The following is a 13,167-nucleotide window of genomic DNA, read 5'->3' as shown; positions in this document are numbered from 1 at the left end:
GGATGAAAATCAAGGTTTGCGGTTTGAAATATCCTGATAATATCAATGCAGTTGCAGCGTTGGAGCCTGATTATGTGGGTTTTATCTGTTATGATCAATCGCCGAGATTTATTGATGATCTACCTGCCGATGCCTTAACCGGTTTAAAGCCGCTTAAAACCGGGGTTTTTGTAAGCCATGGTATTGACAAGATAATAGAAAAGGTGAGTGAATACGACCTTGACGTTCTTCAGTTACATGGCCAGGAAAGTCCTGTAATATGCGATGCTTTAAAAAACAAAAAGCCCATGATTGTAACGCACATTGTTGACGTGGTAAAAAATGGCAGAAAAGTGATGAAACTGAGCGGCGAAACCCGTAAAACCGTTCAGTTGGAAAAAGATGTTGTTGTGATCAAAGCTTTCGGATTGGATGATGGGTTTGATTTTAGTCAGCTGGATGCCTACGTTGGGGTGGTGGATTATTTTTTATTCGATACCAAAACATCGCAGCATGGCGGTTCGGGTAAAAAGTTCAATTGGGATATCCTTGAACAATATACTTTGGATGTGCCTTTTTTTTTAAGCGGTGGGTTAAGTTTGGATAACCTGGCCGAAGTGAAAAAAATTAAACACCCGGCTTTTTACGGCGTTGATTTGAATAGCCGTTTTGAAACCGAACCCGGGTTAAAAGATATCGGGCTTTTACAAAAAGCATTTAATTTACTACGATCAACAGATACAGAATGAAATACGGAGTTAACGATTTAGGCTATTACGGCGATTTTGGCGGGGCGTATATCCCCGAAATGTTATACCCCAACATTGAAGAATTGCGCCAGCAATATATGGCTATCACTACCGATAAGAGCTTTACCGATGAGTTCGACCGGCTTTTGAAAGATTATGTAGGCAGGCCATCGCCTCTATACCTGGCTAAACGTTTCTCGGAGCGTTATGGCGCCAACATATTCTTCAAGCGTGAAGATCTGAACCATACCGGTTCGCATAAGATAAACAATGCCATCGGCCAGATACTGCTTGCCGGGCGTTTGGGCAAAAAGCGTATTATTGCTGAAACCGGAGCTGGTCAGCACGGCGTAGCTACAGCAACTGTATGTGCCTTAAAAGGTATCGAATGCGTGGTTTATATGGGCGAGATCGACATTGAGCGCCAGGCGCCGAACGTTGCCCGCATGAAGATGTTAGGCGCAACCGTAGTTCCGGCACTATCGGGTAGTAAAACCCTGAAAGACGCCACCAACGAAGCCATGCGCGACTGGATCAATAACCCTGTCGACACGCATTACATTATCGGTTCGGTAGTAGGGCCGTATCCTTATCCGGATATGGTAGCGCGTTTCCAGTCCATCATATCTGCGGAAGCAAAAAAACAATTGTTTGAGCATACCGGCAAACACCTGCCCGAATATGTAATGGCTTGTGTTGGCGGCGGCAGCAATGCGATGGGCATGTTCTATCATTTCCTGGATGACGAAAGCGTAAAGCTCGTAGCCGTTGAAGCGGCAGGCAAAGGCATCGATAGCGGCCATTCGGCTGCCACTTCGGTACTGGGCCGTGAAGGCATTTTACACGGTAGCCGTACCATTTTGATGCAGACCGACGATGGTCAGGTGGTTGAACCTTACTCTATTTCAGCCGGTTTGGATTACCCTGGTATCGGCCCGCAGCATGCACACCTGCACAAAGTAAAACGCGCGCAATACGTAAGCATTACCGATGACGAGGCATTGCAGGCGGGTTTGTTGTGCTCGCAACTGGAAGGCATCATCCCGGCTATCGAAACCGCGCATGCCCTGGCGCAACTCGAAAAAATGAAGTTTAAGCCGGAAGATAACGTGATCATCTGCCTTTCGGGAAGGGGAGACAAAGATTTGGCGACGTATATTAAACATTTTAATTTTTAAGATTGGTTCATTGGCCATTGGTTCATTAGTCATTGGTCTTAGCATAAACAGATATACCAGATAGAATAATAGTGACTAATGACACTAATGAACTAATGACGAGTGAACTAATGAACAGATTACAAAGACTCTTCGCCTCGGGTAAAAAAGGCCTTTTATCCATTTACTATACAGCGGGTTATCCTACGTTAAACAGCACGATCGATATTGCTGAAGCTTTGGAAAAGGCCGGTGCCGATTTTTTAGAGATCGGTTTCCCATATTCCGATCCGATGGCAGACGGGCCGACTATTCAACAAAGTTCACAAACGGCCCTGGATAACGGCATGAACCTCAATGTGCTGTTTGATCAGTTGGGTGCCTTGCGTAAGCGTGTAAGTATACCTGTAATACTGATGGGATACGCCAACCCTATGATACAATACGGCGTAGAGCGTTTCTGTAAAAAAGCAGCAGAGGTTGGCGTGGATGGCATTATTGTGCCCGACTTGCCGATGCATGAGTACGAGCAATTGTACAGCAAGTACTTTAATGAAAATAACCTGAGCAACATTATCCTTGTAACCCCGCAAACATCGGCTGATCGTATCCACAAGATTGATGAATTAAGCGATTGTTTTATTTATTTGTTATCGTCATCAAGTATCACCGGCAAAAGTTTGGATGTTAATGATATAGTTGATACCTATTTTAGGCGTATTGAGGACATGCACCTGAAAAACCCAACCATTGTGGGTTTTGGCATTGCCAATAAAACTTCTTACCAAAAAGCATGCGCACATCATCATGGTGCGATAGTAGGGAGCGCTTTTGTAAAGTATCTGGGCGCAACGGAAAATTATCTTGACGGGATAAGTGATTTTATCAGGCAGTTTAAAGAATAATTTATTAATTTAACTGCGGGTGCATGATTATATTAATTGCATCTTAAAACAATGAAAATAAGTGTCCTCACGCCATCATACAATACCGGTAAATATCTCGAACGGGCCATTCAAAGCGTAATAGCTCAAAATTATGATAAGTACGAGCACATTATTGTCGACGGCGGTTCGACAGATAATTCGATCGACCTGTTTAAAAAATATGATGAACATTTGCAGTGGGTATCAGAGCCCGATCTTGGCCAGTCGGACGCAATGAACAAGGCTTTCAACATGTCGACAGGCGATATTATCGTTTATCTGAATGCCGACGATGAGTTCGCCCCGGGTGCTTTTAAAGAAGTAATCAAAGTTTTCAGGAGTAAGCCCGGTACTGATATGGTTGTTGGCAACCTGGTATTTATCAACCCGGAGGGTAGCTCGATCAGGGTGCCGTCGCATAGGTACCAGGATATCCTGCAATATTGGTTAAACCTGTTTCCGAATAACCCGGTGAGTTATTTTTACACCCGCAACCTGCAAACCATATTGGGCGAGTTCCCTGTCGACGACCATTATGCCATGGATATCTGGTTTTTATTGAGGGCTTATAAAGAGTTCAATATCGTAAAGATCGATAGGGTTTTGGGTACATTTCACTCAGACGGCACCAACAAAACCGCGGTGAAAATTGCGGAAGTCGGGTCTAATCTTCACCGTGTTGTGAAAACTCACCTGAAAACCGAAAATAAAGTGATGATCCCTTATTTTTATTTCAAGTTTTTGATGGGAAGGGTAAAAAGGAAAAATCAGCTTCAGTAGCAGATTTTATGCTAAACCGGTTGTTCGGTAAACTAAAAGAAGCCAACTTTGCTGTATAACTGCGATCGCTTGAAAAACAGCCGGAAAAACTGCTTCAAATTTTTGCCCTACCGATGGAATAAACCGGTTATTGTTTTGGTTGTATTGGGTTTTAGTGTGCTAATATCAGCCTGGACCTATTACCGTGAAGCGATACCAACAGGTACTTATCAATTTATTTACCCCGCCAATTTTGGTAACCGTATAAACGTGCCCGATGATAACCCTACAACCAAACAGGGCGTGTACCTGGGAAGGATGTTGTTTTATGAGCCACGCCTGTCGGCCAATAATACTATAAGCTGTGGTAATTGTCATCAACAACAATTTGCTTTTACCGATAACCGGCCTTTTAGTGCAGGGGCAGACGGGGTAGAAACTACGCGCAACTCCATGTCGCTGGCTAACCTGCTTTGGGCGAGGAAGTTTTTTTGGGACGGGCGCGCAGCAAGCCTGGAAGAGCAGGCGGCAATTCCACTCACCAATCCGCACGAAATGGGGCAATCGCTGGCAACATCGGCAAAAAAGTTAAGTACCGAACCCCAATATCCGCCGTTATTTAAAGCGGTTTATGGCGATGATACCATTACAGGCGAACGCATTTGTAAAGCCATAGCACAATTTGAGCGTACATTGATCTCGGCAAATTCGCGCTACGACCAATACCTCCGCAAAGCATACCAACCCACCGCCGGGGAGCTAAAAGGCATGGAACTCTTTAACACCGGCCCACAACCCGAAAAAGGTATCCGAGGCGCGAATTGTGCTCATTGCCACGGCGGTGTTAAAACTTACCTGGAGCTTTTTCATAACAATGGTTTGGATAGTATCCCAAAAGACAATGGGATCGGAGCTCTTACCGGTTTGCCCGGCGATCGCGGCCGTTTTAAAGTGCCTACTTTGCGCAATATCGCCTTAACCGCGCCATATATGCACGATGGGCGCTTTAAGACTTTAGATGAGGTGCTCGATCATTACAGCGACCATGTTGTGCAATCAGAATCTTTGAGCACTGTTTTTAGGGGCGAAAGCAATGAGGTTGGTGGCAAAACACTAAAACTATCGCCACAGGAAAAGAAAGAGATCATTGCTTTTCTAAATATGCTCACAGATAAGGACTTCATTACCAACCCCGGGTTCTCCGATCCGAACATACGCGCGTCAAAAAAATAGAAACATTCTGCCATGAAAAAACAATTGATCATAGCTTTTATCGCCTTTACTGGTCTTGCAACATCGTTAATAGCGCAGGCCCAGACAGCGGCTACCGTTAAGGTATCCGGAGAAGTTACAACGCCACTAAGTCTTTCGCTTTCCGATCTGCATCAGTACACCCAAACTACAGTTGTGCGTAAAGATAAAGACGGGAAGGACCATACCTATTCGGGTGTAATATTGGCCGATATCCTGCAAAAAGCAGGTGTGATAATGAACCGGGAAAGTTTGACCAAATATCTTCTGGTTAACGCGAGCGACGGTTATGAGATTATTTTCGCCCTGGCCGAACTGGACAAAAGTTTTACAGACAGGGCTATTATATTAGCTGATACCGTCGACGGTAAGCCTCTGCCACAGGGCGATGGGCCCTTCAGGATCATCGTACAGGATGAGAAAAAACCTGCCCGCTGCATCAAGCAGGTTACTTCACTGAAAGTCTTGTTTGCAAAATAAAAAGCGTTTATATTACTACACCCATACAAAAAAGCTCCCCAAATCTGACCGGGGAGTTTTGATTATAATGTATTTAAAACGGGGGCACATTTTTGTTGCTGCTTTCTGACATTGACTTTATCGTCGATAAAATAAAGCTTTTCGCCTTTGCTGTTCCGCACAATTTGATCTTTTGATATATACCCTAACGGAGTTCCCTGAACAAGTAACTTAAATTTTTCATGATCTTTGTTTTTTCCCAAAGATGACTAATACTTATTGCCCTGGAATGATGCTGAACAATATAAAAAAAGTGACAGATAGAGCGTTATAACAAAGTAATTTGAGCGTTATAACAAAGTTTTCGGGTGCTGAACTACCCATCTTTGTTCAAGTTTAATAGTTAAGCAAATGGAAAAGATATGGTTCATAACAGGTAGTTCCCGCGGTTTGGGAAAAAGCCTTACAAAAGCAGTGCTGGCTAAGGGAGATAAGGTAGCCGCGACAGCACGTAACACCGAACAATTAAAACAATTTACAGATGAATATCCAGGCCAGGTATTGCCCCTGCAACTGGATGTAACCAGCCAGCAGCAGATAAATATGGCGGTGGCAGCGACTATTGCCCACTTTGGCAGGATAGATGTATTGGTTAATAATGCGGGCTTCGGCATCACAGGAGCTGCCGAAGCCTATACTGATGAACAAGTTCGGAGCCAACTCGAAACTAATTTGTATGCGCCTATAGCTATAACGCGTGCTGTATTGCCCTACATGCGCAAGCAACGATCGGGGCATATATTGCAGATCAGCTCGGTAGGCGGCCGTGCCGGTAGCGCAGGTGTTACGGTTTACCAGGCTGCCAAGTTTGGTTTGGGAGGGTTTAGTGAAGGTTTATCAAAAGAGGTAGCGCCAATTGGTATAAAAGTTACATGTATTGAACCAGGCGGTTTCCGTACCGATTGGGCAGGAGATTCGATGACGTATGCCAAATCGATTGAAGGATATGAATCTACTGTAGATGTACGTGCCGACTTTTTTAAAGGGGGTGGTTTTGTGCCGATGGGCGATCCGGATAAAGCCGCTAAAGTAATGGTTGATATTGCAAGTTACCCCGAGCCACCGTTGCACCTGATATTGGGAAGCGAAGCAATAGCTATTGTAAGGGGCTCGGAAACTGCCAAATTAGCCGAATTGGAAAAATGGGCGCAGGTAAGTATTTCAACAGATCATGATAACGCAGTTAATTTTTTATATACGAAAGAGGGGCAATCATATCTTGGCTTAAAGGGTTATAAACAGGAATAACTAAATTTGAAGCTATGCCCGGTAAGGAAGTAAATAGTAAGCCATCACCCATCTTGTATTCATGCTACGTGACACGAAACCGCGAAGGGGAGCAATTTGTAGCAGAACATGTGCTTAGTTACCAGATATCAGGCACGCTTACACTGAGCGATGGTGTGCAGAATTATATTTTTAACGAGGGCGATTTCAGGTTCATCAGGAAAAATCAATTGCTGAAGTTTATCAAGCAGCCACCGGATGGTGGGGAGTTTAAAACTTTATCGGTTTATTTCGATCAGCAAACCTTGCTGAATTTCAGTGCCGAATATGGGTATAAGACGGAAAGAAATATTAACAGTACACCGGCGGTTATCCAACTCAAAACAAATAATCTTTTAACAGGGTTTGTTAACTCAATGATGCCTTATTATGGCACCGAAGTGATGCAAGAGAATGCTCAGCTAATGGCTTTAAAACTCAGGGAAGCAATATTGATATTGTTACAAACCCATCCCGATCTGAAAAATGTGCTGTTTGATTTTAGCGAACCAGGAAAGATCGATCTGGAAAGTTTTATGAATAGAAACTTTCACTTTAATGTTCAGCTCAAACGCTTTGCCTATTTAACCGGCCGCAGCCTGGCTACCTTTAAACGTGATTTTGAAAAGATATTTCATACATCTCCAAGCCGCTGGCTGCAAAAACGGCGGTTACAGGAAGCTTATTACCTGATCAAAGAAAAAGGCAAATCCCCGTCGGCAATTTATCTCGATCTGGGCTTTGAAGACTTATCGCATTTTTCGTTTGCATTTAAAAAAACGTACGGTGTAGCGCCAACAAAAATTTAAGTAATACGGGTTAGCAGCCCGCATTACTTATTTTGCCGGAACAAACTTTAACGCATACGAATCGAGACAATAACGTTTACCCGTAGGAGCAGGGCCGTCGTCAAAAATATGGCCGAGGTGTAAGCCGGTGCTGCGTTCCAAAACCTCCTGCCGCACTTCGCCGTAAGAATCGTCTTCTACGATCATGATATCTTTTTCATCAATCGGCTTAAAAAAACTTGGCCAGCCGGTACCCGAATCAAATTTAGCATCCGAGCTAAACAGTGGTTTGCCGGTAGCTGCGCTCAGATAAATGCCTCTTTGATGATTATCCCAGTACGGGTTCCTGAACGGTGGCTCTGTGCCTTTGTTCACCATAATATCGTAAGTATCTGATGACAGGACGCTTTTCCAATAACTATTCGGCCTGGCACCGGGGAATGTTTTTACATCTTCGGAAGTGCCGGGCTTTATCGTGTGATTTTGACTGCACGCCTGTACTGCCAGCAGCAACAAAGCAGATATTGCTATATTTATCTTTTTCATAATAACTTAGTAGAAGTTTTACAAGAAACCTTACAACAGTTAACTGCTTTTTCTGCACAAGATTCTTAAACAAATATACTAACACCCTAATATTAATACCATGATGAAAAGTAGTTGTTTACTCATTTTTGCATTGTTTGCTTTGTTGCAATGTTATGCGCAAACCTCTAAAGTTAATCTGCAATACGACGCCGCCCTTGCAAAAAAGTTAGGCGCGGATGAATATGGTATGAAAAAATATGTGATGGCTTTTTTGAAAGAAGGGCCGAATCGTGAAAAAGATCCGATAAAAGCCGCTGCCTTGCAAAAAGCACACCTGCAAAATATAATCAGGCTGGCTAACGAAGGAAAACTATTGATTGCCGGCCCTTTTCTGGATGATCAGCCGGTTGAAGGGATATTTATTTTTAATGTAAGCACGATAGAGGAGGCAAGGGCTCTAACAGCAACCGACCCAGCCATAAAGGCAGGATCGCTCACGATGGAATTAAGACCCTGGTACGCTTCGGCCGCATTAATGGAGGTTTATGCAACCCATAAAAAACTTGAAAAGAAAAGTGTTGCCGATTAATTTTCGGTTTTAAACCTGAAATAAGTTCTATAAAAAAAGCTCCTTGCTTATTGCAGGGAGCTTTTTTCTTTTATGATCAGAAACCTTAAAAATTAGGTTTCAACACATACTTGTCGTAGAAACGGAAAATATGCTCAACAGCTTCTTCGGCGGTATCAACCAAACGGTAAAGGTTCAGGTCGTCAGGGCTGATATTATGTTCCTGCGCCAACATTTTCTCTTCTACCCATTTAAATAAACCGCCCCAATAGTCGGTGCCAACAAAAACGATAGGGAACCGGGCAATTTTTCCGGTTTGTATTAAGGTGATCGCTTCGAAAGATTCATCCATGGTGCCAAACCCGCCCGGTAAAATGATAAAGCCCTGCGAATACTTCATGAACATTACTTTTCGCACAAAAAAGTAATCAAATTGCATGATCTTGTCCCTGTCGATGTATTTGTTGTGAAATTGTTCGAAGGGTAATTCAATATTTAAGCCTACCGATTTACCACCGGCTTCGTAAGCGCCTTTGTTGGCAGCCTCCATAATACCCGGGCCGCCGCCCGATATTACACCATAACCACGCTCGGTTAATAAGCGGGCACATGTTTCTGATAATTTGTAGTAAGGGTTGTCGTTCTTAGTTCTTGCCGAACCAAATATGGATACACAAGGCCCGATTTTAGCCATTTTTTCAAAGCCGTCGACAAATTCGGCCATAATTTTAAAGATCTGCCAGCTATCGGTTACCTTAATTTCCTGCCAGTTCTTGTTCTCAAACGCCTGTCTGATTTTTTCTTCACTTGTCATAAATGTTCTCCAGGCTCCGCCCTTTGCGGAGCATTTTAATTTTCGAAATAAGGGGCTAAGGTAAGTATTTGTACGGGTTTTGCATTAAAATTTTGTTAAGCTTTTATGCTTTTACCGTTACTACCTCAGTACGTGGCGATGAGGTGAGCCATAGCCCGACGAAGGTGATGAAGCCGTTCACAATAATCAATTCGTTATCAAACACATAGCCGCCAAGCCATTCTTTTGAGTATGAGCTTAGGAAAAAGCATACCGTTGGCGATATCACACAAATAAAAGGTACCAGCTTATCCGCAACCTGGCGGCTTTTTACAAACAGCCCAAAGGAGTAAAGGCCCAACAATGGCCCGTAGGTATATGATGCAACTTTGAATATGGCACCTACCACCGCATCGTTATTGATGCTGTTGAAAATAACGATGGTTAAAAACATAAGTCCCGAAAAGGCGATATGCACATAATGCCTTGCCTTAACATTTTTTTTGCTGTTTACATCGTTGCGTTTATTGAAATTCAAAAAGTCGACACAAAAAGAAGTAGTTAAGGCCGTAAGCGCCGAATCGGTTGTGGCAAACGTGGCAGCGGTTAACCCCAGCATAAAAACAATGGCGGGTACTAAACCTAAATATTGTAAAGCGATAGTTGGATAGAGATAATCTGTTTTGGACACCGTGATGCCATTTTTTTGTGCGTACATATACAATAAGGCACCAACACTCAAAAAGAAGATGTTGATCACTACAAAGACGCCGGTAAAGCTGAACATGTTTTTTTGTGCTTCGCCGATGTTTTTGCAACTCAGATTTTTCTGCATCAGGTCCTGGTCGAGGCCCGTCATCGCTACAGTAATGAATAAGCCGCCCAAAAACTGTTTGCCGAAATTGAACTTGCTGGCCAGGAAATCGGTAAAGAAAAAGATTTTCGAGTAGCTGCTGTTCTTGATCGCATCGGCTGCCTGGAACAGATTATAGTCTAAGCTTTTGCAGATAAAATAAATTGATAGAAATACTGACGATACCAGGAACAGCGTCTGCAAACTATCGGTAATAATGATGGTTTTTAAGCCGCCGCGATAAGTGTAAAGCCAGATAAGCAACAAACAGATCAAAACCGTTACCGCAAAGGGCACATGGTAGCTATCGAAGATGAATTTTTGTAAGACAATAACTACTAAATACAGCCTGAAAGCCGACCCGATTGTGCGGCTGATCAGAAATATCCCCGCCGCTGTTTTGTAGCTCCATGTACCGAGGGCGTTCTCGATATAACTGTAGATAGATGTCAGCTTTAACCGGTAATATAACGGAAGCAACACTGTGGCGATGATGATAAAACCAGCTGCGTTACCCAAAATAAACTGAAAATAAGCAAACTGATCGCCGGTTGGCGCACCAACTTTGCCTGGTACCGATATAAAAGTCACCCCGCTTAATGCTGTTCCTATCATCCCGAAAGCTACCAGGTACCATTTAGAGTTACGGTTGGCTACAAAAAAGGTATCGTTATCCGACGATTTACTCGAAGTTAAAAACGAAATAACGATCAATACTAAAAAATAGCCGATGATAAAGGAGAGCAGTACGAGTGGGGACATAGGTGTTTTTTAGCCGGAAAGTCCGAAAAAGTCGGAAAGTCCGGAAGATTTACAGGTTCAAATTAATCATTGACACAAATCATCTGTGTTTAGTGATGATAGCGCCATTTTTTTCTTTCGGACTTCCGGTCTTCCGGACTTTCCGACTTTCTTACTAAACACGTGAAAAAATATTAATTTAGCAACATGAACTTTTCGTCGAAGTTGCTGGAGGGGGCGGTAGCCGAATTTGCTAAATTACCGGGGGTGGGACAAAAAACAGCCTTAAGATTAGTGCTGCATTTATTGAACCAGGATAAGGATGACGTGGAGCGTTTTAGTACGGCGATCAATAAACTGCGCAACGAAATTCAGTTTTGCAGTGTTTGCCATAACATAGCCGATCAGCCTGTTTGCGAAATATGCTCGGCACCAAAGCGCGACCGTAGCCTGGTTTGTGTGGTAGAGGATACGCGTGATGTAATGGCTATCGAAAATACCAGCCAGTACAATGGGTTATATCATGTGTTGGGCGCCCTGATATCACCGATGGATGGCGTAGGGCCGGCCGACCTGGAAGTAGACTCTTTAATCGAACGGCTTCGCACAGATGAGGTTAAGGAAGTAATATTTGCCCTGAGCGCTACCATGGAGGGAGATACCACAATATTCTACTTACATAAGCGGTTAAAAGATTTTGATATCAGTATATCAACTATTGCCCGTGGCATTGCTTTTGGCGGCGAACTGGAATATGTTGACGAAATAACCCTGGGCCGCTCCATCACCACACGCGTACCTTACGAGAGCGCTATCACGCGATAAACCACTACTGCATTAATATGAGTTTAAGAGGAAAAATTATTGTTATAACCGGCGCTTCATCGGGTATCGGTAAAGCTATGGCCGAAGAGTTTGCCAAACGCGGAGCTAATTTGGTTTTGGGAGCACGCCAGTATGTTGCTTTATGCGAATTGGGTCAAAACCTTGAAAAACAATATGGTATACAAGCCGTAGCTGTGCAGTGCGATGTTACTGTAGAGAATGATTGCAAATTCCTGATCAGCCAGGGATTGATAACTTTTAAACGAATTGATATATTGATTAACAATGCCGGTATATCTATGCGTTCGCTGTTTAAGGACGCCGACCTCGAGGTATTAAAACGGTTGATGGACGTTAACTTTTGGGGTACGGTTTATTGTACCAAATACGCATTGCCGGCTATTACTCAAAACCAGGGAAGCGTTGTGGGGGTATCCTCGATAGCGGGTTATAAAGGCTTACCTGGCCGCACCGGTTATTCCGCATCCAAATTTGCCATGAATGGCTTTCTTGATTCGTTGCGTGTTGAAAATTTAAAAACCGGCGTACATGTCATGACGGCATGCCCGGGCTTTACGGCATCAAACATCCGCAACACAGCTTTGACCGCCAATGGCAGCCAGCAAAGCGAAAGCAGCATGGATGAAAACAAAATGATGAGCGCTGAAGCTGTTGCAAAGCTGATTGCTGATGGGGTGGAAGCACGCAAACGAACTATTGTCATGACGACGCAAGGTAAACTGACCGTGCTGCTGAGCAAGTTCTTCCCTGCGTTATTAGATAAGATGGTGTATAATGTTTTTACGAAGGAGAAAGATCCGTTGTTGAAATAGTTACAGATCACAAGTACATTTCCAAGTCGCCCTTACCTTCACGGATAATCTCAAAGTCGCCGGTGGTGCAATCTACCACTGTTGAAGGCACATTGTCTCCGTAACCGCCATCGATCACGATATCGACCGTGTTTTCATACTTCTCATGGATCAGTTCGGGGTCGGTAGAGTATTCGATGATTTCATCATCGTCGTGTATAGATGTAGACAGAATAGGGTTCCCAAGTGCAATCACGATATCGCGCGCGATGTTATTATCGGGCACACGGATACCCACTGTTTTTTTATTGTTGCTCAATAATTTGGGTACGTTGCCGTTGGCGTTAAAAATGAAAGTAAATGGCCCCGGTAAAGCTTTTTTCAATACTCTGAAGGTGGTATTGTCGATAGGTTTGATATAGTCGGATATATGCCGAAGATCCGAACAGATAAACGAGAAATTGGCCTTTTCGGGTTTGATCTTCCTGATCTTACAGATGGCCTCGATGGCTTTATGATTGGTAATATCGCAACCCAAACCATAAACCGTATCAGTAGGGTAGATGATCAGTCCGCCTTTACGCAATACTTCAACTACCTGTTCAATAGCTTTTGGATTAGGGTTTTCGGGATATATTTTGATGAGCATATTG

Annotated in this window: 15 protein-coding genes; 11 read left to right on the top strand and 4 right to left on the bottom strand. The window is 43.5% G+C overall.

The genetic code is table 11. The annotated features are described in order from the left end of the window. Positions 1-2: 2 nt before the first annotated feature. The 8 genes from BEL04_RS04580 to BEL04_RS04540 all read left to right on the top strand — a co-directional run bounded on the left by BEL04_RS04580 (position 3) and on the right by BEL04_RS04540 (position 7,415). Complete coding sequence (locus BEL04_RS04580; protein WP_066000685.1) at positions 3-728, top strand: phosphoribosylanthranilate isomerase; 726 nt, start codon at positions 3-5, stop codon at positions 726-728. After that, complete coding sequence (gene trpB / locus BEL04_RS04575; protein WP_066000683.1) at positions 725-1,906, top strand: tryptophan synthase subunit beta; 1,182 nt, start codon at positions 725-727, stop codon at positions 1,904-1,906. The genes BEL04_RS04580 and trpB overlap by 4 nt, the downstream gene beginning before the upstream one ends. 110 nt (positions 1,907-2,016) lie before the next feature. After that, a complete protein-coding gene (gene trpA / locus BEL04_RS04570) occupies positions 2,017-2,790 on the top strand; it encodes a tryptophan synthase subunit alpha (RefSeq protein ID WP_066000681.1) in 774 nt (257 codons plus the stop codon). Between the two features lie 51 nt (positions 2,791-2,841). After that, complete coding sequence (locus BEL04_RS04565; protein WP_066000679.1) at positions 2,842-3,591, top strand: glycosyltransferase family 2 protein; 750 nt, start codon at positions 2,842-2,844, stop codon at positions 3,589-3,591. Between the two features lie 69 nt (positions 3,592-3,660). Then, positions 3,661-4,803, top strand: coding sequence for a cytochrome-c peroxidase (locus tag BEL04_RS04560; protein ID WP_083227761.1), 1,143 nt, complete (start codon positions 3,661-3,663; stop codon positions 4,801-4,803). A 12-nt stretch (positions 4,804-4,815) separates the two neighbouring features. Beyond that, on the top strand, positions 4,816-5,301 hold the full coding sequence (locus tag BEL04_RS04555) for a molybdopterin-dependent oxidoreductase (RefSeq protein ID WP_066000677.1): 486 nt from the start codon (positions 4,816-4,818) through the stop codon (positions 5,299-5,301). 390 nt (positions 5,302-5,691) lie between these two features. After that, the gene (locus BEL04_RS04545) at positions 5,692-6,588 is read left to right on the top strand and encodes an oxidoreductase (RefSeq protein ID WP_066000674.1); all 897 of its coding nucleotides are present in this window, start codon (positions 5,692-5,694) and stop codon (positions 6,586-6,588) included. A 68-nt stretch (positions 6,589-6,656) separates the two neighbouring features. Further along, positions 6,657-7,415, top strand: coding sequence for an AraC family transcriptional regulator (locus BEL04_RS04540; RefSeq protein WP_254659526.1), 759 nt, complete (start codon positions 6,657-6,659; stop codon positions 7,413-7,415). 27 nt (positions 7,416-7,442) lie between these two features. Here the strand turns inward: BEL04_RS04540 and msrB are convergent, their stop codons facing one another. Continuing rightward, entirely contained in the window at positions 7,443-7,940 is a 498-nt protein-coding gene (msrB, locus tag BEL04_RS04535) for a peptide-methionine (R)-S-oxide reductase MsrB (RefSeq protein ID WP_083227760.1), read from the bottom strand. Positions 7,941-8,040: 100 nt separating this feature from the next. Here msrB and BEL04_RS04530 point away from each other — a divergent pair, with 100 nt between their 5' ends. After that, positions 8,041-8,511 carry a YciI family protein gene (locus tag BEL04_RS04530; RefSeq protein WP_217493599.1) on the top strand — a complete coding sequence of 157 codons (471 nt, stop codon included), beginning with the start codon at positions 8,041-8,043 and terminating at the stop codon, positions 8,509-8,511. 85 nt (positions 8,512-8,596) lie between these two features. Here the strand turns inward: BEL04_RS04530 and BEL04_RS04525 are convergent, their stop codons facing one another. After that, entirely contained in the window at positions 8,597-9,304 is a 708-nt protein-coding gene (locus BEL04_RS04525) for a TIGR00730 family Rossman fold protein (RefSeq protein WP_066000667.1), read from the bottom strand. Positions 9,305-9,407: 103 nt separating this feature from the next. After that, positions 9,408-10,898, bottom strand: a complete 1,491-nt coding sequence (locus tag BEL04_RS04520) for a sodium:solute symporter (protein ID WP_066000665.1) — start codon at positions 10,896-10,898, stop codon at positions 9,408-9,410. A 186-nt stretch (positions 10,899-11,084) separates the two neighbouring features. Between BEL04_RS04520 and recR the strand changes: the two genes are divergently transcribed. Both recR and BEL04_RS04510 read left to right on the top strand, forming a co-directional pair. Beyond that, positions 11,085-11,702 carry a recombination mediator RecR gene (gene recR, locus BEL04_RS04515; protein ID WP_066000663.1) on the top strand — a complete coding sequence of 206 codons (618 nt, stop codon included), beginning with the start codon at positions 11,085-11,087 and terminating at the stop codon, positions 11,700-11,702. A 17-nt stretch (positions 11,703-11,719) separates the two neighbouring features. Beyond that, entirely contained in the window at positions 11,720-12,535 is an 816-nt protein-coding gene (locus tag BEL04_RS04510; protein ID WP_066000661.1) for an SDR family oxidoreductase, read from the top strand. Positions 12,536-12,542: 7 nt separating this feature from the next. On the opposite strand, the gene BEL04_RS04505 is transcribed toward BEL04_RS04510, so the two are convergent. After that, a complete protein-coding gene (locus tag BEL04_RS04505) occupies positions 12,543-13,163 on the bottom strand; it encodes an L-threonylcarbamoyladenylate synthase (protein WP_066000660.1) in 621 nt (206 codons plus the stop codon). Between the last annotated feature and the right edge of the window lie 4 nt (positions 13,164-13,167).

It is taken from the genome of Mucilaginibacter sp. PPCGB 2223 (genome assembly GCF_001705515.1).
In the GTDB taxonomy this organism is placed as follows: Bacteria; Bacteroidota; Bacteroidia; order Sphingobacteriales; family Sphingobacteriaceae; genus Mucilaginibacter.
The sequence above is the reverse complement of the archived record's forward strand: the minus strand, read 5'-3'. Positions and strand labels throughout refer to the sequence as shown.

Coding starts and splice junctions, on each gene's coding strand:
- BEL04_RS04580 (WP_066000685.1), top strand. CDS start 3: ATGAAAATCAAGGTTTGCGGTTTGAAATATCCTGATAATATCAATGCA.
- trpB (WP_066000683.1), top strand. CDS start 725: ATGAAATACGGAGTTAACGATTTAGGCTATTACGGCGATTTTGGCGGG.
- trpA (WP_066000681.1), top strand. CDS start 2,017: ATGAACAGATTACAAAGACTCTTCGCCTCGGGTAAAAAAGGCCTTTTA.
- BEL04_RS04565 (WP_066000679.1), top strand. CDS start 2,842: ATGAAAATAAGTGTCCTCACGCCATCATACAATACCGGTAAATATCTC.
- BEL04_RS04555 (WP_066000677.1), top strand. CDS start 4,816: ATGAAAAAACAATTGATCATAGCTTTTATCGCCTTTACTGGTCTTGCA.
- BEL04_RS04545 (WP_066000674.1), top strand. CDS start 5,692: ATGGAAAAGATATGGTTCATAACAGGTAGTTCCCGCGGTTTGGGAAAA.
- msrB (WP_083227760.1), bottom strand. CDS start 7,940: ATGAAAAAGATAAATATAGCAATATCTGCTTTGTTGCTGCTGGCAGTA.
- BEL04_RS04530 (WP_217493599.1), top strand. CDS start 8,041: ATGATGAAAAGTAGTTGTTTACTCATTTTTGCATTGTTTGCTTTGTTG.
- BEL04_RS04525 (WP_066000667.1), bottom strand. CDS start 9,304: ATGACAAGTGAAGAAAAAATCAGACAGGCGTTTGAGAACAAGAACTGG.
- BEL04_RS04520 (WP_066000665.1), bottom strand. CDS start 10,898: ATGTCCCCACTCGTACTGCTCTCCTTTATCATCGGCTATTTTTTAGTA.
- recR (WP_066000663.1), top strand. CDS start 11,085: ATGAACTTTTCGTCGAAGTTGCTGGAGGGGGCGGTAGCCGAATTTGCT.
- BEL04_RS04510 (WP_066000661.1), top strand. CDS start 11,720: ATGAGTTTAAGAGGAAAAATTATTGTTATAACCGGCGCTTCATCGGGT.
- BEL04_RS04505 (WP_066000660.1), bottom strand. CDS start 13,163: ATGCTCATCAAAATATATCCCGAAAACCCTAATCCAAAAGCTATTGAA.